Source organism: Alkalibacterium sp. 20, assembly GCF_001885615.1.
Lineage (GTDB): Bacteria > Bacillota > Bacilli > Lactobacillales > Carnobacteriaceae_A > Alkalibacterium.
Genome location: NZ_LSRN01000002.1, coordinates 36172 through 60979 on the forward strand (window position 1 = coordinate 36172; position 24808 = coordinate 60979).

Genomic DNA, 24808 nt, shown 5'->3' on the forward strand with positions numbered 1-24808 from the left:
CAGTTTTTTTAGATTCATTGTAGATTTACACATTAGTTATTCTGGTTATTAAAGGAGTTTTTTATGAAAAATGCAACGCAATTTAAAAATAAAAATGTTTTAGTCTTAGGTCTGGCAGTCTCTGGTTATAACGCTGCCCTATTACTTAATCATCTTGGAGCAAATGTGACCGTAAATGATTTTAAAGACTTGAGTCAAAATGCTGAAGCTGAAGATTTAACAGATAAAGGAATTGAAATAATATCAGGAAGTCACCCTTCAGACCTATTAGAAAAACCAATTGATTTTATTGTTAAGAATCCGGGTATACCTTACACTAATCCTTTAGTGAAAAAAGCCAGGGATAAAAATATTTTAATCATCACTGAGGTAGAATTAGCTTATTTGATATCAGAAAGTCCAATTGTTGCTATAACGGGTACTAATGGAAAAACAACAACGACAATGATGATTGAAATGATATTAAATGAAAATCGTTCTATTGGAAAAGCTTATGCGGTAGGTAATATAGGCACGTCGGCGAGTTTTATTGCTCAAGAGTCGTCTGAAACGGATGATCTGGTCATGGAAGTATCCAGCTTTCAGTTAATGGGAATAGAGAAATTCCATCCATCGATCGCAGTTATAACCAATATTTATTCAGCTCATTTAGACTATCATAAAACAAGGAATGAGTATGTTAATGCGAAGTTAGCAATAACTAAAAATCAATCTTCAGCCGATTACATTGTGTATAATTACGATCAAGATGAATTACGTGAGCTAGTATCAAGCAATGCCGCGGCGAAATTGGTACCTTTTTCTCGAAAAAAGGATTTAGATTCTGGCGTTTATGTGAAAGATAACGTGATTATGTACAGTGGAGAGCCGGTAATGTCTACGGAGGATGTCTTGATTCCAGGAGAACATAATTTGGAAAATGCTTTAGCTGCTATAGCCGTTGCGAAAATTAAAAAAGTAAAAAATGAGGATATCATAAATGCATTTAAAAAATTTAAAGGTGTAGAACACCGTATGCAGTTAGTAGATACCATAGAAAATAGAAGGTTCTATAATGATTCTAAAGCCACTAACACCTTGGCAATGATTCATGCATTGGAAGGGTTCTCTGACCCGATCGTGTTACTTGCTGGAGGGCTGGATCGAAAAGAGTCGTTTGATGATTTGGTCCCACTATTAAGAAAACACGTTAAAGCTATCATTACTTTTGGCGAAACAAAGCATGAATTAGCTAAAGTTGCCAAATATGCCGATATCGCTAAGATTGTTGTAGCAAATAGTGTACCTGAAGCGACGTTAGCAGCCTTTGAAAACAGCGAATCTGGAGATGTGGTTTTATTATCTCCAGCTTGTGCAAGTTGGGATCAGTACACTAATTTTGAAGAACGAGGTAACGATTTCATAGATACAGTTAGATCAATTAAGGAATCAGTCAAAGGAGGTTAAGCACAAACGTGCGATAATTATGAAGATTTTAGTTACAGGCGGAGGCACAGGGGGGCACATATACCCTGCATTAGCATTAATGAATAGAATGAAAGAAGTGGATTCTGAAGCTGAATTCCTATATGTTGGAACTCATCGAGGGCTTGAAAGCACAATTGTGCCTGATCAGGGATACAATTTCGAACCGCTTAGAGTCGAAGGGTTTAAACGAAAATTGAATTTTCAAGGATTAAAATATAATATAAAGACAATTCAACTGTTTGTAACGTCAATTAATAAGGCGAAAAAAATCGTCAGTAGCTTTGAACCGGATGTGGTGATCGGTACGGGGGGATACGTGAGTGCACCGGTGTGTTATGCTGCCTCAAAATTAAATGTCCCCACACTTATTCACGAACAAAATAGCGTGGTCGGGCTGACTAACAAATTCTTAGCAAAACATGTCTCAGCTATAGCTATTTGTTTTGAAGAAGCTCGTGATCAATTTGGAAAACACAAAGAAAAAGTCATCTATACGGGGAACCCTCGTGCGCAGGAAGTAGCCAACTTTGTGCAGACAGATGTTTTGTCTGAATATCAATTAGATCCTGAAAAACCTACTGTCCTTATTTTTGGAGGAAGTCAGGGAGCGTCGAGGATAAACGAGACAGTAAAGAATAGTTGGTCACAGTTAATAAATAAATCTTATCAGACTTTATTTATCACTGGTAAAAATCACTTCGAACCTATGGTGGAAGAATTGAAAGAATCAAAACAATATGTCAGTGATTCATCAGCAAATGGTGTAAGAATCGTTCCTTATATTAATAATCTTCCAGAGGTGTTTGCATCTGTTTCATTAGTCGTTTCCAGAAGTGGTGCGACAACACTTTCAGAGCTGACGTCATTGGGTATTCCTAGCATTTTGATACCTAGTCCAAACGTAACAGAAGATCACCAAACAAAGAATGCTCAAAGTCTTGAAAATAAAGGCGCTGCATTGGTATTGAAAGAAGAGGATTTAAATGCTGAGCAATTAGTTGGAAAAATCGATTTATTGATGAATGATAATGAGAAGCGAGATAATATGAGTCACGCTTCTAAGCAGTTAGGTAAACAAGAGGCATCGGATTTAATTATAAACACAATCGTAAATCTTTTAAAAAGATGAAACGCTTAGGAGATAGGAATATGAGTAATAAAGAGGGGAAACTTACAGAATCAGAAAAATTAAAAAAATCAACAGATTCCTCTGTTATTCATTTGAAACAAGCAAAAAAGAGATTGATAAATTGGGGAGTAGTAGTTGGAGTGTTTTTATTCATATTGCTCATTTCACTTTATTTCATCAGTCCGTATCGTTTAGCGAATAATATAAGCGTTTCTGGATCTGAAGAAGTTTATGACCAGGTCATTCTAGATTCGAGCGGGCTAACTTCAGGAGATTCTATTTGGGAAGAATATCTAAATAAAAGAAAAATAGAAGAAAAGATAGTGCAAGATAACCCTCAAGTTGCACAAGCAGAATTGTCGTTATCAGGTATTCAGGATTTCGTTATTAAAATCGAAGAATACAAAACTGTTGCTTATTTAGCTAGTGATAATACGTATAAGAAAATATTGGAAAATGGTAATATACTAGAAGAAGCAGTTCCTAGAATCAATGCTCACCAGCCGATATTAACTGGGTTTGAAGAAGGTCGTCCTTTAGAGTTGATGATTGACGAATATGAACAAGTTGATGAAGAAGTTCAAATGCTTATTTCGCAGATCGATTATCTTCAACATGATCGAAATGACATGTTGTTAAGTGTTTTTATGAATGACGGTAATGAGGTGCTGGTGCCTATTCCTGTTTTTGCTGAACGATTAAATTATTATCACCAAATGAAAGCAGCAGTAGATAACACTACCGGACTGTTCGATTTGGAAGCTGGGGCGTATTTCATTCCATTCACATCAGATAATGAAGACGATCCAGAAGAAATCGAGGGATTTGAATAAAAAGCAGGAGTAAACATCTCGTTTAGCTCCTGCTTTTTTTCAATAAGAACAAACGGTTTTAATTGTCACACAAAAGTAATCGAAAAATACTGATAAATCAATAAACACTCTTCATTCTGCCTATCAATTTATGGTAAAATGATATGAGCAATAACTTTAAATATAAAAATTCTTAAAAAAAGATTATTTTAGACAGTTAAGTTTTGAAGATAGGAGGTTTCAATAAATTGAGAAATGGTGTTTATACGAGTTTGGATATTGGAACCACTTCAATTAAAGTCATTGTTTCTGAAGTTTTAAATGGTCAGATGAATGTTACTGGAGTTGGAAGTGAAAGAACAAACGGTATAAGTAAAGGTTTGATTATTGATATTGACGAAACAGCTCATTCAATAAAAAAAGCTGTAGAGCAAGCAGAAGAAAAAGCAGGAGTTACGATTGAATCACTCATTGTGGGCGTTCCTGCATTGAATATTGAAATTAATCCGTTTCATGTCAGCGTGGATGTATCCAGCGCTAATCAGGAAGTTAATGATTCAGTTATTGAGAAGATGGTAAAGCAGATTCGTGAAAGAAAAGTTTCTTCAGATCAAACGCTTTTATCTGTGATGATTGAAGAGTTTATTGTAGATGGATTTGATGGGATTAAAGATCCGAGAAAAATGGTCGGCAATCAAGTGGAGTTGTACGGAACCGCAATGACGGTTTCTAAAACGGTCTTGCATAACATTAAAAAAAGTGTGAATAATGCGGGTTATGCTATCGACGATGTCCTATTTCAGCCAAAAGCGATGTCGGAATTGATTATGTCGGAAGATGAACGCCGGTTTGGGACCATTCAAATAGATTTAGGTGGTGGACAAACAACAGTCTCCGCTATTCATGATCAGCAAGTTAAGTTTTCAAGTATAATTAAAGAAGGCGGTTCAAACATCACGAAAGATATTTCAGTCGTCTTAAATACATCATTGAAAAATGCTGAGAAAATAAAAAAAGAAGTTGGGTATGCGTTTATTGATGATGAAGCATTAGCGAATGATCAATCTATTACGATAGATGTTGTTGGTCAAGATAATACAATTCAAGTCAAAGAATCGTACATTGCCGAAATAATTGAAGCAAGAATGGCTCAAATTTTTGAGCAAGTTAAAACCGAATTAGATGGAATCGGAGCGCTCGAGTTGCCAGGAGGCATTATTTTGACTGGTGGCACATCAGCTATTCCCAAAATAGAAGAATTAGCTGAAGAGATTTTCAATGTGCACGTAAAAAAATACGTTCCAGATTTTATGGGTGTCCGTTATCCGTCATTTACAAATGCGATTTCATTGGTCTTTTATAAAGCTAACATGGATGACATTCATGAAGTAATGAATCGGTATGTTTTGTTTGACGGAGAAACACCATTAACTCAACTGGTTAAACAGCAGGATGCAAAGCCAGTGAATACGAATGAAAAACAATTAAATGAAAATACAGAAAATAATGAGACTATTATAGACAAGATCAAGAATTTTTTAACACATTTTTTTGATTGACAATTTATAATCTCTACAGGAGGAAAAATAGTATGGATTTAGAATTTGATTCTTTTGCTGCAAATGGAGCTAAGATAAAAGTAATCGGCGTCGGTGGTGCAGGTGGAAATGCTGTAAACCGTATGATTGAAGATGGCGTACAAGGTGTTGAATTCATTGTTGCCAATACCGATTTACAAGCGTTGGACATGATGAGCGCAGAAACTAAAATTCAACTTGGACCCAAGTTGACACGTGGTTTGGGTGCTGGAGCTAACCCGGAAGTTGGAAGGAAATCTGCCGAGGAAAGTGAAGAAGCACTAGCAGAAGCTTTAAAAGGTGCTGATATGGTATTTGTCACTGCAGGAATGGGTGGCGGAACTGGAACTGGCGCAGCTGGAATCGTAGCTAGAATTGCTAAAGAGCAAGGTGCTTTAACCGTCGGTGTGATTACTCGACCGTTTACATTTGAAGGGCCTAAAAAAGGACGTTTTGCGGCAGAAGGCATTGCCTCTATGCGCGAACACGTGGATACTTTAGTAACGATTTCCAATAACCGTCTACTTGAAATCGTAGACAAGAAAACCCCTATGATGGAAGCATTCAGAGAAGCTGATAATGTGCTGCGACAGGGTGTTCAGGGAATCTCTGATTTAATTACAAATCCTGGTTATGTCAACCTGGACTTTGCTGATGTTAAAACAGTAATGGAAAACCAAGGTTCAGCACTGATGGGTATCGGTACAGCTTCTGGAGAAAACAGAACAGCTGAAGCGACTAAAAAAGCTATCTCATCTCCATTGCTAGAAATATCATTGGATGGAGCCGAAAGTGTTCTGTTAAATATTACTGGTGGTTCTGATTTGACACTATTTGAAGCGCAAGATGCCTCTGACATTGTATCGGGCGCAGCAACGAATGAAGTAAATATAATCTTTGGTACATCGATCAACGAAGATTTAGGAGACGAAGTAGTCGTTACTGTGATTGCTACGGGTATTGATCCTGAAAAGAGAGGTTCTCAATCTAAAAAAGCTAAACAAACTGCCCAAAAAACTTCAGCTTCAGCTGCAACTCAGTCTCAGTCAGTAAATAAAGAAAGAGATCCTTTTGGTAACTGGGATATACGAAAAGAACCTAATCTAAGAGATCGACACAATGCTGATTTAGATGAAAAAGCTGAAAATAAAGCAGATTCTTCAAAAAATCTCTTTGATCGTGAAGACACTTCTGGAGATTCATCTAATGCTGAAGAAATTGATACACCTCCTTTCTTCAGAAGAAGACGTAAATAAATCATCAGAAAGGAAGAGTATTAAATGAATTTAAAGGATAAATTAAATGATTATTTTTCTCTTAATGATACTGATGACGACTTAGATTATGAAGTAGAAGTTGCTTCAACCCAAAAAGAGAACAAGATAATGACAGCTCCTTCAGCATCGCCTAATAAAAAGACGGGCAACAAGAACGCTGGTCAAAATGTTGTTGCTATAAATCAGCAACAAGCTTTAAAAAAACCACGCATAAAAGTGGTTGAGCCACGTTTATATTCGGAAGTTCAATCTATTGCTGATGTGTTGTTAAACAATCAGTCGGTTATTTTGAATTTTAGAAGAATGGAAAAAGAACAGGCCAAAAATATGATTGATTTCTTAATGGGTACGACCTATGCAATTAAAGGTGATATCCAAAGATTGGGAGAAGAAATATTTATATGTACGCCTCAATCATTTGAAGTTGACGGTTCAGAATTACAAGCGTTAAAAAATACTGATTTTTAATTAGAATGGAGCTCCAAAAGTAATTATGTTATCTCAAATATTATTAGCACTCTATAGATTAATAATGCAAGGAATCAATCTTTATAGAATTGCTTTAGTTGTTTATTTTCTCTTATCTTGGATGCCTGGCGGGTACCAATCTAAGCTGGGACAGATCCTCATAAGGATTTGTGAACCGTACGTAGGTATATTCAGACAATTTGTTCCATCGATTGGCATGATAAGTTTAGCAGGAATTGTCGCATTTTTCGCTTTAAATTTTATCGAATATGGTGTACAAGCCGTATTTCAACTTTTATTTAATCTTTTAACACAAATGGGATGATGTTAAATGGCAAATTTATATCAACATTTTAGAGATGATGAAAGACTATTTATTGATCAGGTACTAGATTGGATACAGAAGGTGGAATTGCAATATTCGCCCTACCTGACTCCTTTTTTAGACCCAAGGGAACAATACGTTGTAGAATCGATCATAGGGCAGCATAATGAAGTTATAGCTGAAGCGTTTGGAGGATATGAGGCGGCTGAGAGAAAACGCCTTTATCTTTTTCCTTCATATTTTGAACCCGTACAAGAAGATTATGAAATTAAAATTGCTGAGTTACGGTACCCTAAAAAATTTACTGACTTATCGCATGGCAAAATTTTAGGAACACTCATGGGTGAAGGGATAAAACGAGAAATGATTGGGGATATTATCACTGATGGAGAGGATTGGCAATTTTTTGCTGACACATCGATTATGCAATTTTTCCTTTCGTCTTTATCCAAAATCGGTAACATAACCATTCAACTTGAGGAAATCCCATACACCGAGATTCTTCTTCCTAAAGATACATGGGAGGAAAGATATGAAATTGTATCTTCTTTGAGACTTGATGTCATATTAGCTAATGTTTTTCATATATCAAGACAAAAATCCAAGGAACTCATTTCATCAAAAAAAGTGAAAGTAAACTGGAATGAAACTGAGAGACCAGATATAATTTTAGGTATACATGATGTTCTTTCAATTCGTGGGTATGGCCGGCTTCGGATAGAAGCAATCGAAGGTAAAACAAAAAAAGAAAAGATTAGACTCAAGTTAGGTTTCTTAGATCGTAATAGATAAAAACTTGAGTCTGATTTAAACTTTTTATACTGGATAAAAAAAGTAATTAAATAATTATGGAGGTGTTTTTCCATGGCACTAACACCAATGGATATACATAATAAGGAGTTTCCTGTTAAAATGAGAGGGTATGACCAAGATGAAGTCAATGACTATCTTGATCAAATCATCAAAGATTATGAAATGCTTTTAAAGCAGAAAAAAGAAATGGAAAAGAAATTTGGTTTGGCTGAAGAAAAATTAGCTAATTATGATCAGATGCATGATTCATTAAACAAATCTATTTTAGTGGCGCAAGAAGCAGCTGATAGATTGAAACTTAATGCTGACAAAGAAGCAGAAATGATTGCAAAAGAAGCTAACACCAAAGCTTCAAATATAAAACACGAAGCTGAAAATAACGCAGATGAATTATTAAAAGATGCAGTCACTAAGGCACGTAAAATCGAACTGGAAACAGAAGAACTAAGAAAACAGAGCAGAATATTTAGACAAAGACTTCAGTTAATGATAGAATCTCAATTAGAATTAGTTAAAAAAGAAGAGTGGGATGATATATTACAACCATCCATCTCAGAAAAACCAGAAATAAAGACTATCCAAGAAGTGAAAAAAGAATTGGATCAAAAAGATAGTGAAGAGATTTCTATAGAAGCAGAAATTACTGATAAGTCTTCTTTACCATTAGACGACAGTACTGATGATGAGTATGAAGAAGGTATGATGCCAGCTATTGAACTTCCATAAATTAAATAATCAAAGAATCTTGAAACACCTTTTAAGTGAAAACTTTACAGAGAGTCAATGAAAGCTGAGAAATTGACAAGTAGAAACTGAAATTGATCCTTCAAGTCATCGGATAATGAAAAAAGAGTAGTTATTCGCGTTTTCCTGCGTTAAAGGGTTGAGGAAAAGTAGCAATACTTTTCGAATTAAGGTGGTACCACGAAGATTTCGTCCTTTAGGATGGAGTCTTTTTTTTGCATCAAAAATAATAATATTAAGGGTGATGAAATGGAAATGAAAGAGACACTTAATTTGCTTAAAACACAGTTTCCTATGCGAGCAAATTTACCTAATAAAGAGCCGGAAAGACAAGCAGAATGGGAAGAGCAAGATGTTTATAATCAGAGACAAGAGTTAAACAGAGATAAACCATCATTTGTTTTGCATGATGGACCTCCTTATGCAAACGGAAATATCCACATCGGTCATGCTTTGAATAAGGTATCAAAAGATATTATTGTAAGATATAAGTCTATGTCAGGATTTCGTGCTCCTTACGTACCGGGATGGGATACTCATGGTCTTCCGATTGAGCAGGCACTTACGAATACAGGTGTGGACAGAAAATCAATGTCTGTTGCAGAATTCAGAAAATTATGTGGAGACTATGCCTGGAAACAAGTAAACAAGCAACGTGAAGATTTTAAGCGATTGGGCGTTGCTGGAGAATGGGATAATCCTTATGTAACCTTAACCAAGGATTATGAAGCTGAACAAATTCGTGTTTTTGGAAAAATGGCAGAAAAAGGGTATATTTATAGAGGATTGAAGCCAATCTACTGGTCACCATCAAGTGAATCCGCATTGGCTGAAGCTGAGATCGAATACCATGATGTCCGTTCCGCTAATATTTATGTTGCTTTTAAAGTTAAAGACGGTAAATCTTTGCTTGATACGGACACCTCATTTGTTATTTGGACAACCACTCCATGGACTTTACCGGCTAACTTGGCTATTGCAGTTAAACCTGATGCAAATTATGGCGTATACGAAGCAGATGGCAGAAAATTTGTCGTGGCATCTGATATGGCTGATGATATTGCCGAAACGTTGGAATGGAAAGATGTCAAATTGATCAAAGAAATTCCCGGTAAAGATTTAGAAGGCGTCACAGCACAACACCCATTTTATGATAGAGAGTCTCTACTCATTATCGGGGACCATGTTACATTGGAAGATGGTACTGGCTTGGTCCATACTGCTCCTGGTCATGGCGAAGATGACTATATTGTATGTCAAAATTATAAATTGCCTATCATATCTCCAGTTGATGGTAGAGGATGCTTTACTGACGAAGCACCCGGACTAGAAGGTGTATTTTACGATAAAGCAAACAAAATAATCACCGGATGGTTAGAAGAAAACGATGCGTTATTGAAACTTGAATTCTTTACGCATAGTTATCCACATGACTGGCGAACAAAAAAACCTGTCATATTTAGAGCGACACCACAATGGTTTGCTTCTATAGATGATTTCAGACAAGATATTTTAGATGCTGTTGAAAAAGTAGATTGGATACAACCCTGGGGAATGCAACGTATATATAATATGGTGCGTGATCGTGGCGATTGGGTTATTTCAAGACAACGTGCATGGGGAGTACCTCTACCTATATTTTATGGTGAAAATGGTGAGCCTATTATTACCCCAGAAACAACTGAACATGCAGCTGAATTATTTGCTGAACATGGTTCAAATGTATGGTTTGAGAGAGAAGCAAAAGACTTGTTACCTGAAGGCTTCGAACATCCTTATAGTCCTCATGGTGAATTTACAAAAGAAACGGATATTATGGATGTATGGTTTGATTCAGGCTCATCACATCATGCCGTTCTTCGTCAAAGAGAAAACCTTACATTCCCAGCTGATTTGTATTTAGAAGGATCAGATCAGTACCGTGGCTGGTTCAACTCCAGTATAACAACGTCGGTAGCCATAAATGGTGTCTCACCTTATAAAGCTGTTTTGTCACAGGGAATGGTTTTAGATGGGGCCGGCAAGAAGATGAGTAAATCGATAGGGAATGTCATCGACCCAAATAAAGTTATCAATCAGATGGGTGCAGATTTGATTCGTTTATGGGTTTCTAGTGTGGATACACAAGCTGATGTCAGAGTAAGTATGGATATTTTAAAACAGGTATCAGAAGTGTATCGCAAAATAAGGAATACCCTTCGTTTCTTAATCCAAAATACAGAAGATTTCGATTTCGAAAATGATGGCATTGCTTATGCAGACCTAAGACCAGTTGATCAGTATATGATGAACAAATTGAATCAAACTGTAGAACATGTCGTTGATGGTTATGAACGTTACAATTTCTCAGATATTTTTAAAGAAATCAATCATTTCTGTACGCTGGATGTATCTAACTTTTATGCTAACTTTGCAAAAGATATCCTTTATATCGATGCTCCGGATGCTTATGACAGACGTGCGATGCAGACAGTCTTTTATCATATCGTTAGAGACTTGACTAAGTTGCTTACACCAATCTTACCTCATACTGCTGAAGAAATTTGGAGTTATTTGGAGGAAGAAGAAAATTTTGTTCAATTAGCAGAATTTCCTGAAGTTAAAAAATATAGCAATTCAGATGAATTATTAGACCAATGGAAAGCATTCATGTCTTTACGTGATAAAGTTCTGAAGGCTAATGAAGTAGCCAGAGAAAATAAAATCATTGGTAAAGACTTTGAAGCCAAAACAACCTTATTTGCTTCTGAATCAATTAAAGAGCTGTTAAATGCTATGAATAGTGATGTTAGACAAATACTGATTGCTTCCGAGATCAATGTAAAAGATTTAGAAGAAAAACCAGCAGATGACAGAATATTAGATTTCGACGATGTCTCTATCCTGGTTGAAAGAATGCAAGGGGATGTATGTACACGATGCCGTATTACAACAGAAGATAGTATTCAGTTATCTGAAGATGAATTCTTATGCCAACGTTGTCACGATATCTGTGAAGAACATTATCCAGAAGTATTGATTCAAGATTAATATATATATATAAAGAACTTCTCTATGGTTTTTAATAGAGAAGTTCTTTTTATGGGTCATTTTGTTGAAATCAAACGCCTTCTTATGTATAATTTAAGTGTAATGGAGATTGAAAAGATTCACACAGTAAGTATGTATCATGTTTGATGTCTGTTGCAATAATTTTTTTAGGAGGATGCATAATGGTTCAAGGTAAAGTAAAATGGTTTAACGCAGAAAAAGGTTTCGGATTTGTTGAAGTTGAAGGACATGAAGACGTATTTGTTCACTTTAGCGCAATAGATAGCGAAGGATATAAGTCACTCGACGATGGTGAAGAAATTGAATTTGAAATCGTAGATGGTGAAAGAGGACCGCAAGCTGCAAACGTAAGAAAGATATAAAAAAATAAAAAGACTTCCTTAAAATATGAACCTCTACCCGAAAACTAGACACTCAAAAAAGAGTGTCTTAGTTTTCGGGTTATTTTTTTATGTAATTTTCGTTATACTTTTATAGAATAATTTTAAGTGGAGGTTTCTCTGATGAGCAAAAAATTATATACAAACAATGAAATGGAAATATTGCAGAATAATCATAATTTAAAAGCTGTATCACAAAAAAGTATTACCTACTCACCTTCCTTTAAAGTCAAAGCGGTAAAGCAAAGTGGAAAAGGGATGACCTCAACGGTCATCTTTGAAAATGCTGGTCTGCCTGAAAGTCTAGTAGGCAAAGGAAAACCTCATCAGTGTGTGAGTCGTTGGAAAAAGAAAATGAAATTAAAAGGTGAAGAAAGTTTTCAAAACGAAACTCGTGGGAAAGGAACTCGAGCAAAAGGTAAACAAAAAGGATCTATTGAAGACCAATTGGAAGAAGTAAAAGTACGTATTGCTTATCTAGAAGGTAATTTAGATTTAGTAAAAAAATTAGAGATGCAAGAAAGGAGCGTGAAGAACGGAACAGAAAACAGTCTGAAAATCATTGAGCGGTATGAACTGATTGATTCAATCATAAGAGAATATAGCCTTAAAGGAATGGTAAAGCATTTATGTGAAATAGCGGAAGTAAGTCGAAGTGGGTATTATTATTGGAAGAACAGTGAAGCAACACGTTATAAAAAGTATGAACAGGATAGCAATGATTTTGAGCTGCTTCATCAAGTTTATCTCGAGAAAAAGAAATGTGGCGTAGACGAAATAAAAATGGCATTGAAAGCTGAATATGATATTGTAATGAATCATAAGAAAATCCGCAGGATTCTTCGAATGTATGGAATCATTTCACCCATTAGAAAAGCTAAACCATACAAAAAAATGATGAAAGCGACACAAGAACATCAAACTAAGAAGAATCTTGTAGATCGTGATTTTGATAGAGGTACGCCTTATAAAGTGTTACTCACTGATATTACGTATTTACCTTACGGTAAGGGACAAATGGCTTATCTTTCTGCTGTTAAAGATGGTGCCACAGGAGAAATCGTTGCACATCATTTCTCTACATCTTTAAAGATGAATTTGGTTTATAGAACTTTAGAGAAATTAGAATTGGTAACAAATGACATTCCTGAGACAGAAAGATACTTGCATTCTGACCAAGGTTTCCATTACACTAATCCTACTTTCCAGCAAAACGTTGAACAAATGGGCTTTATTCAATCCATGTCTAGAAGAGGTAACTGTTGGGATAATGCCCCTATGGAGTCCTTTTTCGGTCATATGAAGGACGTAGTCCTTTCGGAAAGATATGAAACTCTTCAAGCTTTGTGGAATGCAGTAGAAGACTATATTTCATTTTATAATCATAATCGATATCAGAAAAAATTAAAGAAGATGACCCCCGTAGCTTATCGGGATCATCTTCTATGGACTGCATAGTATCGTTTTTTTACGTGTCTAGTTTATAGGTAGTAATTCAATAAAGGAAGTCTTTTTTTATTTTAATGTACTTTTTATAGACGGCTTGCAATCAAGTCGTATATGAAAACAATTAAAATAGCACCAACAATAGCTGGTATAATATAAAAGTCAGCTAATTGTGGTCCCATTTGGAATAGTGCGTGGCCAGCCCATGCGCCAATGAAACCAATTATGATATTACCAATAATACCACCGGGAACATTTGTACCAACGATAGCTTGACCGATTGCACCAATGATTCCTCCAATAATAAGTGACCAAATAAATCCTAACATACTTATCTCTCCTCTTTCTGAAATATGACCTTGCTTTTATAGTATATGAAACCGTCACATTTTATTCAAATATTTTGACTCGAGAACTAAAGGATTTTATTCAGTTGAATCATTGGGTTCGGTCAATTTTAGTAATTGGTCTTTTAAACGACTTTCTAATTGAGTGAGCTGAACTTCAGCTTCTTTGCGTTTAGATCGTCCTTCTCTTTGAATATTTAACGTTTCTTCCAAAGTTTCCATTAAATCTGACTGTGTTTTTTCAAGTGTTTCTATATCGATGATGCTTCGCTCATTTTCTCTTGCTGTTTCAATAGAAGAAATTTTCAGCATTTCAGAATTTTTTTTCAGCAGTTCATTAGTGGTTTCTGATACTTGTCTTTGAGCAGTTACCGCTTCTTTTTGACGAAGTAGTGTCAATGCAACCACGATCTGATTTTTCCATAAAGGAATGGCAGTATTAATAGATGTCTGAATTTTTTCTGATAATGCCTGATTCGTATTTTGAATGAGCCGAATCTGTGGCGCTTGCTGAATAGTCATTTGACGAGCCGTTTTTAAATCATACACACGCTTATCGAGTCGATTTAAAAATTGATTCAAGTCATTGACTTTTTGAACTTCCATCTGATTTTCACTAGATTCAGCATGTTCAATCGCTTTAGGGATGGTTTCGCTTTGTAATTCATCTATCTTGACTTCTCCTGCAGCAATATAAACATTTAAAGCTTCAAAATAGTCGAAATTTTTGTCGTATAATTCTTCGAGCATTTCATTGTCATTTAATAGAAGTTCACGTTCTTTATCTAATTTAACAGCTATTTTATCTACTTGAGCACCTATCTTTTGGTATTTTGCCGTCGTTTCATAAATAGACCGATTGATTTTTCTGAACATCTTTTTGAAAAGGTTCTGATCTTCTGCTTTCAATTCATTAGGGTCAGCTTCTTTTAATCGAAACATCAAGTCATTGAGTGTTTCACCAATTTGATTGGTTTCCTGATTCTGGACATGATTGAGCACGGAATGAGAGAATTCACCCAGTTTTTGTTGAGCCTGAGCACCATAATCTAAAATGGAATCACTGTTTGACACATCAATCTGTTTAGCTAGTTCGTAAGCTTGTGTCTTTCGTTGGTCACTAAGTGTATCAATCACTTTTTTTGCTTCAGTTTTTTTTGTCAACGAGTGACTATCTTTTTTGACCTTATCGATATTTGGTTTTTCTGAACCAAATGGATTTAAAATTAAATCATCAATATCAGCTGATTTATTGGTATCAAACTGTTTTTCGTGATTATTTGGCATAGTTTACACCTCTCGTATAATATTTATATTGGGGTTGAGTTTATTTACCTAGATTGAACTATCGAAATCTTGTGTGTCTGATTGTTTATGATTAAGAGTCCGTTTAGCTAATTCAACTTCAACGGACATATCTTGAATGTCATCTGCTTTAAATTTTACATAATCTTCAGCAATCTGCTCACACATCTTATCAATGGTAAGAGCTGCTTTTTCTAAAATATCATAAGTTGTTTTACTTTTGGCTTTATGTCCTTCAATTTCTAAATACTTCTCAGAAAGGTCAGCCAGTGATGGCAAATGAACATATAAAAATTTATCAACGTCATGCAGTCTATTTGGTTCATGAGTGATGTCTTTAAATAATTCTTTGGATAATGCTAATGTGTTGTTACGATTTTCAATTGCTCTAAGTTTGCCAGACTTTTGCATATGTTGCTCTATAGAGACGATTTGTTGTTGAGCTTGAAACATTGTTCGCCTGAAATAATCTATATCTTCTCTAGATAATCCTTTGGAAGAATAGAACTCTTCTTTTTCTTTGGAAAGACGAGGTAGCCTTTCTTTTGTATGTCCGCTAACGGTTTTTGTTAATAGATTGAGCATTAAGACACCTATTGCGATACTTAACAATAATGATATGAAAATGTTTATTTCAAATCCGACCATTAACAGAAAGATAAACATAATGACGAATAAAGTTAGGGCATTGGTGATATTTAAACGTGTATTTGATTGTTTCATTTTAATCCTCCATTCTCGTGAATTGATAAATTTCCTCTACACTAATAATATCACAAAACCCGAAAAAATTTATATAGGACCTTAGTTGGATTTATAAGAAGTGTATGAAGTGAGATGAAATACTTCCATAAATAGGGTATGATAAAAAATATAATTACTTAGGAGATGAAATGATGAAATTTTATGAAGAGACAATTAAAAGCACTTCAATATATAAGGGGAATGTAACCGAATATATTGTAGAAGAAGTGAAATTACCTAATGGAGAAATGTCTCAAAGAGAGATTGTAAGACATGCAGGCGCATCAGCGGTCATACCTTTTACACGATCGGGTGAAATAGTTTTGGTCAAGCAATATCGTAAAGCTATTGATCAAGTGAGCATTGAAATACCGGCAGGATTAAAAGACGATTCCGATCTTGATGGTTTGCATACGGCAAAAAGAGAATTAGAAGAAGAAACAGATTACAATGCAAAATCCTGGAAATTTGTGACGTCTTTTTATAGTACACCAGGCTTTACAGATGAATTCTTAGAAATTTATGAAGCAACCGATTTATATCTGGTAGATGATTCTTTAGCACCGGATGATGATGAGACCGTGGAAGTTATCATAGCGACATATGACGAAGCCTGGGATTTATACGAGCAGGGCTTGTTGAGAGACTCTAAAACAGTCTTTGCATTATTCTACTGGAAAATGAAAAAATTAGAGATAAAGCTAGGAGAATAATCATGTCATCTAGAATAAAGAAAAAAGAAGAAGAAAAATTAAAAGAACAAGAGCAGAAATTATTAACCAAAGAAACTAAGAAAACAGAACGGAAATTAAATAAAGTAGGCAGAACAACCAAAAAAAGATCAAATGAAATGGATAGATATCGCTTAATTGAGAAACGTTTGACTCTTGCAATAATAATCGTTGCATTATTATTGTTAATTGTACTGTCTTTTGTTTTCTTTATATAAAAACTGTTAAGGAAGGATAAATATGAAAATAGGAATTATAGCTGCTATGGAGCAAGAGGCTAGAGAAATTGTTGCTCAATTACAAGAATTGAAAAAATCAGTAAAAGCTAATCAATATTTTTATGAAGGAACCATTCAAGGGACCGAAGTTGTCTTGGCGCAAGCAGGCATTGGTAAAGTCAATGCTTCTATTGCGACAACACTGCTCATTGATACGTATAAAGTAGAAGCAGTCATAAATACTGGCTCTGCAGGTGGGATTGGCGACGGCTTAGCTGTGGAAGACCTAGTTATTTCATCAGAGTTATCTTATAATGATGCGGATGCGCGAGTATTTGGCTATGACTATGGCCAAATACCTCAAATGCCAAGTAGGTATCAATCAGACCCACATTTAATCGATCTATTTAAAAAAGCAGCAGTAAAGAAAAATTGGGATATCAAACAAGGACTGATCGTAACAGGGGATTCCTTTGTCAGTGACAAAAAAAGGATTTCTGAAATACGCGAACACTTTAAAGATGTCCTAGTAACGGAAATGGAAGGCGGCGCGGTAGCTCAGACGTGTTACCAGTTCGATATTCCTTTTGTTGTTATTAGAGCTGTATCCGATGTAGCAGATGAAGAAGCCTCGGTTTCATTCGATGAATTTATAGAAAAAGTTGGTAAAAAATCAGCCGATACGGTTATACAATTTATTTCTTTACTGTAAATAAAACAAAAATAGAGTAGATAGAACCATTGCCTCAGATTTTTAGATAGAGGAACGAGATATCTGCTCTTTTGATACGATAACTAGTGACTTCAAGGAGGAAATAGAATGAAAGAATTTTTTAGATATTCTGATTTCGATATTTTTAATATTGATGGACTCGATGAACGAATGAGCGCCATAAGAAAGCAGATTCAGCCTGTTTTTCAAAACTTAGGTGATGCTTACATAAATGATGTAAATGCCTATACTGAATTTGATGGATCTTTTCACATTGCCCAACACCGAAGACGAACAACAAACGCACCGGAATCAACGTGGAGTGCAATCGGAGGAAATAACCGTGGGTATAAAAAATATCCTCATATTCAAATCGGTATTAATGAAAAGCATATTTTTATATTTTTATCACTCATTGATAATCCAAAACACGAAAAGACTATGGGAGAATATCTTTTAAATCGTCGATCGTTATGGGAAAATTTAGATGATGATTATTTTGTTTCTGGGGATCACACCAAACCCGATATTCAAAAAGCGGAAGAAGACACAATAAAAAAAACATTAAAACGATTAATTAATGTAAAAAAAGGAGAGTTTATGCTCGGTAGAGTACTTACTCCTTCAAGTGAAGAGTTATTGGACAACACTATGCAAAAAAAATTCTTTAAAGATACTTTAAATGGTTTGTTGCCTATGTATAAAGAACTGCTGGATTTGTATCGGAAGGAAGAGATGAAATGATAAGCGAAAAAGATAAAATGATTGCTGGGAAAATGTATAAGGCTTCTGATATGGAGTTAGTAAAAGAAAGAGTGTCAGCTCATTCAAAAGCACAAGAATTTAATCGAGTGGAGACAGATCAGGAAAGAAAGAAAATCATTAAAGAATTATTTGGAAGTGCAGGAGAGAATATCACGGTAGAAGCGACCTTCAGATTAGACTATGGGTATAATATACACGTTGGAGAAGACTTTTACGCGAACTTTAATTGTGTCTTTTTAGATGTATGTCCAATAACCATTGGGAAAAATGCGATGCTGGGTCCAGGAGTTAACTTGGTTACGGGTGAACACCCCCTGAAAGCGACAGAACGTAATTCCGGTTATGAATTTGGAAGACCTATCACTATTGGAGACAATTGCTGGATCGGGACAAATGCAACGATAATAGGAGGAGTAACATTGGGAGACAATGTTGTTGTGGCTGCTGGCTCAGTGGTAACAAAATCATTTTCAGATAATGTTATTATCGGTGGAGTCCCGGCAAAAATAATAAAAGTCATTGATAATGATTGCTAGAGATCTTATTGAAATGATTATATTATAACTAACGTACGTTTATCTTATGTAGCGTATCTTTAGACATTTTCCACACGTTTAGATATGATATAACTATAGAACTCTTCTGTAACTAACCTGTAATTTAGTTGGACCAGAAGAAAATAATGAATGGAAGGTGAAGCACATGATAGAATTGTTTGCGTTTCCAACTGATGAACTTCTGCAAGAAAATGAGGTCGTTGTCTCATTAGCACTTAACTCTGAATCAAATTCTTATGATATAGAAGCTAATCAGATTCAATTTCAAAATTTATTAAAACAAGCTAAAGAAAAGTTATGCGAAAAATTCGATAAAAAGTATTGCGATGGATTACTTGAAAAAGTAAATGGACTGAAAGACAATACTCATTTTTGGAGAAAAGTGACTGATAGTATTGTTTTTTATATTACACCCGATGAGGTATATTATTATCTACTAAGTGTACCAGTTCATACAAGGGTAGTCGTTTCTGATAAAGCATATATCTTACCATTAATTGCTAATTTTCAGTATATCAGTTATTATCATCTGCTTTGCCTTAACCATGATAAATTCAGTCTCTACAGTGGACGTAAGGATACCATTCAAAAAATAGACTTACCGGAAGACGCACCAGATACATTAGTTAAAGCATTAGGTGAGGAACTGACCGGCGGTGCACTAAATGTAGCGGATTATGCTGGGGGACCCGGAACAGGTATGTTCCATGGACACAACGAAAAAAGTAATGAAGTTGCAATTGATCAAATCAATTACTTCAGAGAAGTAGATAAATATGTGAATGAGTATTTCTCTAAACCTTCTGAGTTACCGTTAGTGCTGTTTGCACTTCCTGCAAATATTGCCGATTTCAAAAAAATATCAAAAAATGCATATCTTGATGAAACTCGTGTTGAAGCCTCTTCGGCAAAGTTAACAGATAATGATATTCAAGCAAAAACAAAGGAAGTCGTTGATGAGATTATCAATCGACGCTACGAAAAAGTGGTTAAACAATTTGAAGAAACAACACCTGAATTTAAATTAGGAGCACAATACAACGACTTAGCAATGGCAAGCATCCAAGGGAAAATCGATACATTGTTACTGGAAGATCACTATCAGGTTAATGGGCATATAGATGGAAATGGACAACATCATGAAAGTCCGGAGAATAACATTTTTATAAATCAGCTTGTTCACAACGTATTAAAAACAAAAGGCAACGTATTTGTGCTCGAAACAGAAGGTATGCCATCTGATACAGGCATAGCAGCACTGTTGAGATTTTAAGTCAAAGCCACAACGAAATATACAAAAGCTATTATCTGACTTTACGTATAGAAAAGATTTCAAAATAGTTTATCAAAGGAAGAAAGCTGTGTGGCTTTCTTCCTTTTTCATGCTACATGATCAGGTTTTCGCTACAATATTTAGGTTCGAATCCGTATATCATTATTATCAGTTAAATAAAAATTGGAGCGCTTATATTTCTGGAATCCCTATCATCTTATCCGCTTCGTTTTATCGGATAAATCTTATGGTCGACCGTTTTGATGAGAGGACTGCTCAATAAATGTATTGAAAAAATGACTAATCAGTTATTTCCTGTATTATAAGTTTCAAGAACAATATTCCCAAAAAAATATTCAGACTATAAAATACCAAGTTTAAGTTTACTTGAGTAGCTACTAGAATGAAAACTCACTATTTTCTTATTTGACAATATTTTTTTGAAATGCTTCAGAGAGAAAGATTAAACCAGGTTTCTTTATTTTGAAAAACTAATAAATGAGACAGTATTAATGACAGGCGTATACATTTTATTGTATAATCCATAGTAGATACGTTAATTAAACTTATTAGATCGGTTTATTATATTCGTAAAACATTATAGTCATAATTTTTTACTGGTGGCACTAGTTGAATATGAAATTAGAAAATGCGGGTTTTAAATTATTGGAGGAGCTTGAATATACTTGAATAACGGTAACGTTTATATAAGTATATCTGGCTGATTCGACTATGAGAAAAGGTAGGGGATAACTATGGACACAATTACACACGATGAATTATATGTCAGCTTGATCAATGGTGCAAAAGAGGTCATGAACAACCGGTTGTTTTTAAATAAAATCAATGTCTTTCCGGTAGCAGATGGGGATACAGGAAGCAATCTTTTCTCTACTATGCACAGCATTGTTCATCATTCAGAATTAAAAGAAAATACCAAAACAACCTTGGAGTCTATTGCAGATTCAGCCATTATTGGCGCACGGGGAAATTCCGGATTAATCTTCGCCCAATACTTTCAAGGGTTCAGCGAAGGAATAACGGCCGAAACAGTTATCACAAAAGAAGACTTTGTTTCGGCAAGTAAAAATGGGATGGAGTATGCCTATCAAGCAATGGAAAATCCTGTTGAAGGGACGATCTTAACCACTATGACCGTTTTTCATGATGCGTTAAGTACAGAACTAAGTCGCCAGGGAACCTTTGATACACTGCTTGAAACAGCATTAAAAAATGTGGAGATTGCTGTTGAGAACACAACCGATCAGTTAAAAGTTCTTAAGCGAGCGTCTGTTGTCGATTCAGGGGCTAAAGGCTTTGCCTATTTTATTAAAGGATTTTTAGATGGCATCCATGGGCATTTAATTACAAAGGATATTACAGAAGTAGAAGAAATCATTCCAGCGATTGAGCATCATGATAACGATGATTTTCACTATCGTTATTGTACTGAAGCTTTAATTGAAAAAGATTCAAATGTTGCTGATTTAAAAAGTCTCTTATCTGATATTGGCGATTCGATCGTTCAAGTTAAAGGTAAAACAAAAACCAGATTGCACATTCACACGAATGACCCTGCCGAGATGTTTAAACGTCTTTCTGATCATGGAAGGATCATTGAACAGAAGGTCGATGATATGGTTGAGCAGTATGACCGGATCCATAACAGAAAGTATAAAACTGTTATTATGACTGATTCGATTGCGGACTTACCAAAAGAATTGATCGATGATGCTCAAGTTCATGTGATTCACATGTCGCTACTTGTTGGGGACGAATCTTACGTAGACAAACTTACCGTAAGTAACGAGAGACTCTTTGACTTAGCTAAATCAAAGAAGACCCATCCGACTTCATCACAACCAACGATTAAGAGTATCGAAAATGCTTACCATTATTTATTGTCTTATTATGAGAATGTTGTGGTCTTTTCCGTTGCAAAAGCATTAAGTGGGACCTATAATGCTTTTTCAAAAGCTGCTGAAAAGTTCAATGAGAACAAGCAGGCGATTCATATCATAGATACGAAACAAAACTCCGTTGCGGAAGGGCTGATCGTATGGCAGGCAATTGAGAACTTAAAGGCTAATAAATCAGTTGATGAAATTTTATCAGATGCAGAAAAATCGATTGGAAAGTCTAAAATATTGGTTAAAATCAATACGCTGGATAATATGATTGCTTCTGGAAGACTTAGTGTACGTGCAGGCGGGATTGCCAAGAAAGTAGGATTGAAACCGATAATAACCTTGGATGAGAATGGTGAAGGTGGAATCTTTAAAATTGCTTTCCGTCCTAGCAGAGCGCTTAAGAAAATCTTGAAACATATGAAACACATCAACGAAACAAAAGGCATCAAGCACTATGCTGTTACCTATGTAGACGATCCTCTATTAGGAAGAGAATTTGCTGATGCCCTGAAAGACACACTAAATAAAGAACCAGAATATATTACGAAGAGTTCCGGGATTATTGCAGTAGGTGCAGGTATTGGTGCCGTTGCCGTCGCATACATTACTGAATAAAAAGCATGATTTTACTATTTTTCGAGAAACATTATGAAGATATCGCTACTTTCTAAGAGTATTTAAAAAAAGGCATCTTTATTCCTAAATCACCGAAAAACAGGAGGTTATCCAGTGAGATATTTCATTATATATATGATTACACTTGCCGTCTTTTTCTTAGTCGATATACTTTGGTTAGGTCTTATCGCCAATAAATTATATAGAGACCAAATTGGCTTTATCATGAAGGATCAGCCCAATTGGATTGCGGCAATCATCTTTTATTTGATTTTTGTTCTTGGGTTAGTATTTTTTGTTATTCATCCTGCTTTATTGTCAGAAAGCATCGTTGAAGCACTAATGAGAGGCATGTTCTTTGGTTTTATTACCTATGCAACCTATGATTTGACTAATTTAGCAACTCTTGAAAATTGGCCATTAAAGATTACCATTATCGATTTAATTTGGGGGACAACCTTAGGTGGAGTAGTATCAGCCATTAGTTTTTATTTTTCTTCCATGCTTTAAATCAAGATGAATAGTTGACTTAGAACAGAATGAGAGCTATACTTGTAATTGTGTAAAATATCGCAGCGGAAAGTGGTAACAACGTCAACAGTTTCTTGCCATAAAGTACATGAGCGCAATTGTGTAACCAGCGGCTGCAAAGGTGAAGATTGAAAAGAAACTGCACGTATTACTGAGCTTTCATACGTTATTTTACTCCATAAAGATATACAAAAATGGAGGAATTTTATAATGTCAAGATATACTGGACCATCATGGAAAAAATCAAGACGTTTAGGCATCTCTTTAACAGGTACTGGTAAAGAATTAGCACGTCGCCCTTACGCACCAGGTCAACATGGACCTACAGGACGTATTAAATTGTCAGAATATGGTATGCAACTAAAAGAGAAACAAAAATTACGTTTCATGTACGGATTAAATGAACGTCAATTCTTTAACTTGTTTACTGAAGCAGGTAAAATTCGTGAAGGTAAACATGGTGTTAACTTCATGATCTTACTAGAACAACGTTTAGACAACGTTATTTATAGACTTGGTTTGGCAACAACACGTCGTCAAGCACGTCAAATAGTAAACCACGGACACATCACTGTTAACGGTAAACGCGTTGATATCCCATCATTCCGCGTATCAGTTAATGATGTTGTTGGTGTAAGAGAAAAATCTAAAGATATGAAAATAATCAAAGAATCTGTTGAATCAATCTTTGGCCGTCCCGATTTTGTATCATTTGATGATGAAAAATTAGAAGGAACACTTACACGTTTACCATTACGTGAAGAAATGGCTGCTGAAATTGAAGAAGCACTTATCGTTGAATATTACAACAGATAATTAAATCTGCAAAAAAGGCTGGGACACTGTCCCAGCCTTTTTTTGATGATTATTTAGTTCACTGCTAGGTTTCAAAGCACAAATTGAAAATAGAGTATAATCAATAAACTGTGATTGACAGGTGTATAAAGCGTTTAAATATTTATATACTGTAATAAAACAGCTACAAATTCTTCTAGCAATAGAGCGGTCTTCTTCTGAGAATCTGTTCTTTATAGGTGCATCAATATCTAAAATGCCGATTTGTTTGCCATTTTTTGTTATAGGAACGACTATTTCCGACTGGCTTTCAGCATCACAGGTAATATGACCAGGAAAGAGATGGACGTCATCGACAATTAGTGACCGTTGTTCCTTGAAAGCAGTCCCGCAGACACCTTCACCATGTTTGATCCTAATGCAAGCAACTTTACCTTGGAAGGGTCCTAAAATTAATTCATCATCTTCTGAATCCCATAAATAAAATCCTGCCCAGTTAATATTGGAAAGCTGATCAAACAACAAAGCAGAAGCATTACTTAAATTGGCTATTGTATTTTTTTCCTCTTTGATGATGGCATCTAGTTGTTTATTTAACATGAATTTTATCGTGCGTGACATAAGTTGATCCTTTCTGTATTTAAATTTATTTAATTTGCTTGCTAGTATAACATAATTTACATAAGTTTGATATACTATACAAAAGAGAGACTAAGCCATAAAAGGCAAAGAATTGTTGGAGGCGAAAGCATGACAGTAGAATTAGATGTTACATTAAGTCTTGTATTACTTGCTGTATTAATTTATATCATTACA

Annotated in this window: 24 protein-coding genes and 1 pseudogene; 21 read left to right on the plus strand and 4 right to left on the minus strand. The window is 35.2% G+C overall.

Annotated elements, in window-relative coordinates; translation table 11 throughout:
* The first annotated feature begins 63 nt into the window (after nt 1-63).
* The 12 genes from murD to AX762_RS01670 all read left to right on the plus strand — a co-directional run bounded on the left by murD (nt 64) and on the right by AX762_RS01670 (nt 13501).
* Nucleotides 64-1446, plus strand: coding sequence for a UDP-N-acetylmuramoyl-L-alanine--D-glutamate ligase (gene murD / locus AX762_RS01615; protein WP_071847430.1), 1383 nt, complete (start codon nt 64-66; stop codon nt 1444-1446).
* Nucleotides 1447-1465: 19 nt separating this feature from the next.
* Complete coding sequence (gene murG / locus AX762_RS01620; protein ID WP_071847431.1) at nt 1466-2596, plus strand: undecaprenyldiphospho-muramoylpentapeptide beta-N-acetylglucosaminyltransferase; 1131 nt, start codon at nt 1466-1468, stop codon at nt 2594-2596.
* Between the two features lie 20 nt (nt 2597-2616).
* Complete coding sequence (locus AX762_RS01625; RefSeq protein ID WP_177244012.1) at nt 2617-3429, plus strand: cell division protein FtsQ/DivIB; 813 nt, start codon at nt 2617-2619, stop codon at nt 3427-3429.
* A 227-nt stretch (nt 3430-3656) separates the two neighbouring features.
* On the plus strand, nt 3657-4967 hold the full coding sequence (gene ftsA / locus AX762_RS01630; RefSeq protein ID WP_071847432.1) for a cell division protein FtsA: 1311 nt from the start codon (nt 3657-3659) through the stop codon (nt 4965-4967).
* A gap of 32 nt (nt 4968-4999) precedes the next feature.
* A complete protein-coding gene (gene ftsZ / locus AX762_RS01635; RefSeq protein ID WP_071847433.1) occupies nt 5000-6241 on the plus strand; it encodes a cell division protein FtsZ in 1242 nt (413 codons plus the stop codon).
* A gap of 24 nt (nt 6242-6265) precedes the next feature.
* Nucleotides 6266-6730 (plus strand): cell division protein SepF, encoded by a 465-nt coding sequence (locus AX762_RS01640; protein WP_071847434.1) that lies wholly within the window; start codon nt 6266-6268, stop codon nt 6728-6730.
* A 64-nt stretch (nt 6731-6794) separates the two neighbouring features.
* Nucleotides 6795-7055, plus strand: a complete 261-nt coding sequence (locus AX762_RS01645; RefSeq protein WP_256244350.1) for a YggT family protein — start codon at nt 6795-6797, stop codon at nt 7053-7055.
* A gap of 6 nt (nt 7056-7061) precedes the next feature.
* Entirely contained in the window at nt 7062-7847 is a 786-nt protein-coding gene (locus AX762_RS01650; RefSeq protein ID WP_071847436.1) for an RNA-binding protein, read from the plus strand.
* A 72-nt stretch (nt 7848-7919) separates the two neighbouring features.
* The gene (locus AX762_RS01655; RefSeq protein WP_083432741.1) at nt 7920-8594 is read left to right on the plus strand and encodes a DivIVA domain-containing protein; all 675 of its coding nucleotides are present in this window, start codon (nt 7920-7922) and stop codon (nt 8592-8594) included.
* A 267-nt stretch (nt 8595-8861) separates the two neighbouring features.
* Entirely contained in the window at nt 8862-11642 is a 2781-nt protein-coding gene (ileS, locus tag AX762_RS01660) for an isoleucine--tRNA ligase (protein ID WP_071847458.1), read from the plus strand.
* 179 nt (nt 11643-11821) lie between these two features.
* Nucleotides 11822-12025 carry a cold-shock protein gene (locus AX762_RS01665; protein WP_371261621.1) on the plus strand — a complete coding sequence of 68 codons (204 nt, stop codon included), beginning with the start codon at nt 11822-11824 and terminating at the stop codon, nt 12023-12025.
* Nucleotides 12026-12166: 141 nt separating this feature from the next.
* Nucleotides 12167-13501 (plus strand): IS3 family transposase, encoded by a 1335-nt coding sequence (locus AX762_RS01670; RefSeq protein ID WP_071847438.1) that lies wholly within the window; start codon nt 12167-12169, stop codon nt 13499-13501.
* Between the two features lie 74 nt (nt 13502-13575).
* Here AX762_RS01670 and AX762_RS01675 read toward each other — a convergent pair whose 3' ends face one another.
* The 3 genes from AX762_RS01675 to AX762_RS01685 all read right to left on the minus strand — a co-directional run bounded on the left by AX762_RS01675 (nt 13576) and on the right by AX762_RS01685 (nt 15864).
* Entirely contained in the window at nt 13576-13818 is a 243-nt protein-coding gene (locus AX762_RS01675; RefSeq protein WP_071847439.1) for a GlsB/YeaQ/YmgE family stress response membrane protein, read from the minus strand.
* 96 nt (nt 13819-13914) lie between these two features.
* Nucleotides 13915-15123 carry a toxic anion resistance protein gene (locus AX762_RS01680; RefSeq protein WP_071847440.1) on the minus strand — a complete coding sequence of 403 codons (1209 nt, stop codon included), beginning with the start codon at nt 15121-15123 and terminating at the stop codon, nt 13915-13917.
* A gap of 48 nt (nt 15124-15171) precedes the next feature.
* Nucleotides 15172-15864 (minus strand): 5-bromo-4-chloroindolyl phosphate hydrolysis family protein, encoded by a 693-nt coding sequence (locus AX762_RS01685; RefSeq protein WP_071847441.1) that lies wholly within the window; start codon nt 15862-15864, stop codon nt 15172-15174.
* 170 nt (nt 15865-16034) lie between these two features.
* On the opposite strand from AX762_RS01685, the gene AX762_RS01690 reads away from it, so the two are divergent.
* From AX762_RS01690 to rpsD, 9 genes are all read left to right on the plus strand, one after another.
* On the plus strand, nt 16035-16598 hold the full coding sequence (locus AX762_RS01690) for an NUDIX hydrolase (RefSeq protein ID WP_256244349.1): 564 nt from the start codon (nt 16035-16037) through the stop codon (nt 16596-16598).
* A gap of 2 nt (nt 16599-16600) precedes the next feature.
* Complete coding sequence (locus tag AX762_RS01695; RefSeq protein WP_071847443.1) at nt 16601-16834, plus strand: hypothetical protein; 234 nt, start codon at nt 16601-16603, stop codon at nt 16832-16834.
* Nucleotides 16835-16856: 22 nt separating this feature from the next.
* The gene (locus AX762_RS01700) at nt 16857-17546 is read left to right on the plus strand and encodes a 5'-methylthioadenosine/adenosylhomocysteine nucleosidase (RefSeq protein WP_071847444.1); all 690 of its coding nucleotides are present in this window, start codon (nt 16857-16859) and stop codon (nt 17544-17546) included.
* Between the two features lie 108 nt (nt 17547-17654).
* Complete coding sequence (locus AX762_RS01705) at nt 17655-18290, plus strand: DUF1054 family protein (RefSeq protein ID WP_071847445.1); 636 nt, start codon at nt 17655-17657, stop codon at nt 18288-18290.
* A complete protein-coding gene (locus tag AX762_RS01710) occupies nt 18287-18847 on the plus strand; it encodes a sugar O-acetyltransferase (protein ID WP_071847446.1) in 561 nt (186 codons plus the stop codon). The genes AX762_RS01705 and AX762_RS01710 overlap by 4 nt, the downstream gene beginning before the upstream one ends.
* 166 nt (nt 18848-19013) lie before the next feature.
* Nucleotides 19014-20141 carry a hypothetical protein gene (locus tag AX762_RS01715; RefSeq protein WP_071847447.1) on the plus strand — a complete coding sequence of 376 codons (1128 nt, stop codon included), beginning with the start codon at nt 19014-19016 and terminating at the stop codon, nt 20139-20141.
* A gap of 755 nt (nt 20142-20896) precedes the next feature.
* Nucleotides 20897-22666 (plus strand): DegV family protein, encoded by a 1770-nt coding sequence (locus AX762_RS01720; RefSeq protein WP_071847448.1) that lies wholly within the window; start codon nt 20897-20899, stop codon nt 22664-22666.
* Between the two features lie 114 nt (nt 22667-22780).
* Nucleotides 22781-23176, plus strand: coding sequence for a DUF2177 family protein (locus tag AX762_RS01725; RefSeq protein ID WP_218162447.1), 396 nt, complete (start codon nt 22781-22783; stop codon nt 23174-23176).
* 231 nt (nt 23177-23407) lie between these two features.
* Nucleotides 23408-24013: a 30S ribosomal protein S4 gene (gene rpsD / locus AX762_RS01730; RefSeq protein WP_071847449.1), complete on the plus strand. Its 606-nt coding sequence runs from the start codon at nt 23408-23410 to the stop codon at nt 24011-24013.
* A 134-nt stretch (nt 24014-24147) separates the two neighbouring features.
* Here rpsD and AX762_RS01735 read toward each other — a convergent pair.
* Nucleotides 24148-24613, minus strand: a pseudogene (locus AX762_RS01735) (GAF domain-containing protein).
* Between the last annotated feature and the right edge of the window lie 195 nt (nt 24614-24808).

Excerpts from the sequence above, each read along its gene's own strand:
- AX762_RS01670 (WP_071847438.1), top strand. The coding sequence starts at position 12,167 with ATGAGCAAAAAATTATATACAAACAATGAAATGGAAATATTGCAGAAT.
- rpsD (WP_071847449.1), top strand. The coding sequence starts at position 23,408 with ATGTCAAGATATACTGGACCATCATGGAAAAAATCAAGACGTTTAGGC.
- AX762_RS01695 (WP_071847443.1), top strand. The coding sequence starts at position 16,601 with ATGTCATCTAGAATAAAGAAAAAAGAAGAAGAAAAATTAAAAGAACAA.
- AX762_RS01710 (WP_071847446.1), top strand. The coding sequence starts at position 18,287 with ATGATAAGCGAAAAAGATAAAATGATTGCTGGGAAAATGTATAAGGCT.
- AX762_RS01640 (WP_071847434.1), top strand. The coding sequence starts at position 6,266 with ATGAATTTAAAGGATAAATTAAATGATTATTTTTCTCTTAATGATACT.
- AX762_RS01690 (WP_256244349.1), top strand. The coding sequence starts at position 16,035 with ATGATGAAATTTTATGAAGAGACAATTAAAAGCACTTCAATATATAAG.
- AX762_RS01700 (WP_071847444.1), top strand. The coding sequence starts at position 16,857 with ATGAAAATAGGAATTATAGCTGCTATGGAGCAAGAGGCTAGAGAAATT.
- AX762_RS01625 (WP_177244012.1), top strand. The coding sequence starts at position 2,617 with ATGAGTAATAAAGAGGGGAAACTTACAGAATCAGAAAAATTAAAAAAA.
- ftsZ (WP_071847433.1), top strand. The coding sequence starts at position 5,000 with ATGGATTTAGAATTTGATTCTTTTGCTGCAAATGGAGCTAAGATAAAA.
- AX762_RS01645 (WP_256244350.1), top strand. The coding sequence starts at position 6,795 with ATGCAAGGAATCAATCTTTATAGAATTGCTTTAGTTGTTTATTTTCTC.
- murD (WP_071847430.1), top strand. The coding sequence starts at position 64 with ATGAAAAATGCAACGCAATTTAAAAATAAAAATGTTTTAGTCTTAGGT.
- ileS (WP_071847458.1), top strand. The coding sequence starts at position 8,862 with ATGGAAATGAAAGAGACACTTAATTTGCTTAAAACACAGTTTCCTATG.
- AX762_RS01720 (WP_071847448.1), top strand. The coding sequence starts at position 20,897 with ATGGACACAATTACACACGATGAATTATATGTCAGCTTGATCAATGGT.
- AX762_RS01655 (WP_083432741.1), top strand. The coding sequence starts at position 7,920 with ATGGCACTAACACCAATGGATATACATAATAAGGAGTTTCCTGTTAAA.
- AX762_RS01715 (WP_071847447.1), top strand. The coding sequence starts at position 19,014 with ATGATAGAATTGTTTGCGTTTCCAACTGATGAACTTCTGCAAGAAAAT.
- AX762_RS01675 (WP_071847439.1), bottom strand. The coding sequence starts at position 13,818 with ATGTTAGGATTTATTTGGTCACTTATTATTGGAGGAATCATTGGTGCA.
- AX762_RS01705 (WP_071847445.1), top strand. The coding sequence starts at position 17,655 with ATGAAAGAATTTTTTAGATATTCTGATTTCGATATTTTTAATATTGAT.
- AX762_RS01650 (WP_071847436.1), top strand. The coding sequence starts at position 7,062 with ATGGCAAATTTATATCAACATTTTAGAGATGATGAAAGACTATTTATT.
- AX762_RS01680 (WP_071847440.1), bottom strand. The coding sequence starts at position 15,123 with ATGCCAAATAATCACGAAAAACAGTTTGATACCAATAAATCAGCTGAT.
- murG (WP_071847431.1), top strand. The coding sequence starts at position 1,466 with ATGAAGATTTTAGTTACAGGCGGAGGCACAGGGGGGCACATATACCCT.
- AX762_RS01685 (WP_071847441.1), bottom strand. The coding sequence starts at position 15,864 with ATGAAACAATCAAATACACGTTTAAATATCACCAATGCCCTAACTTTA.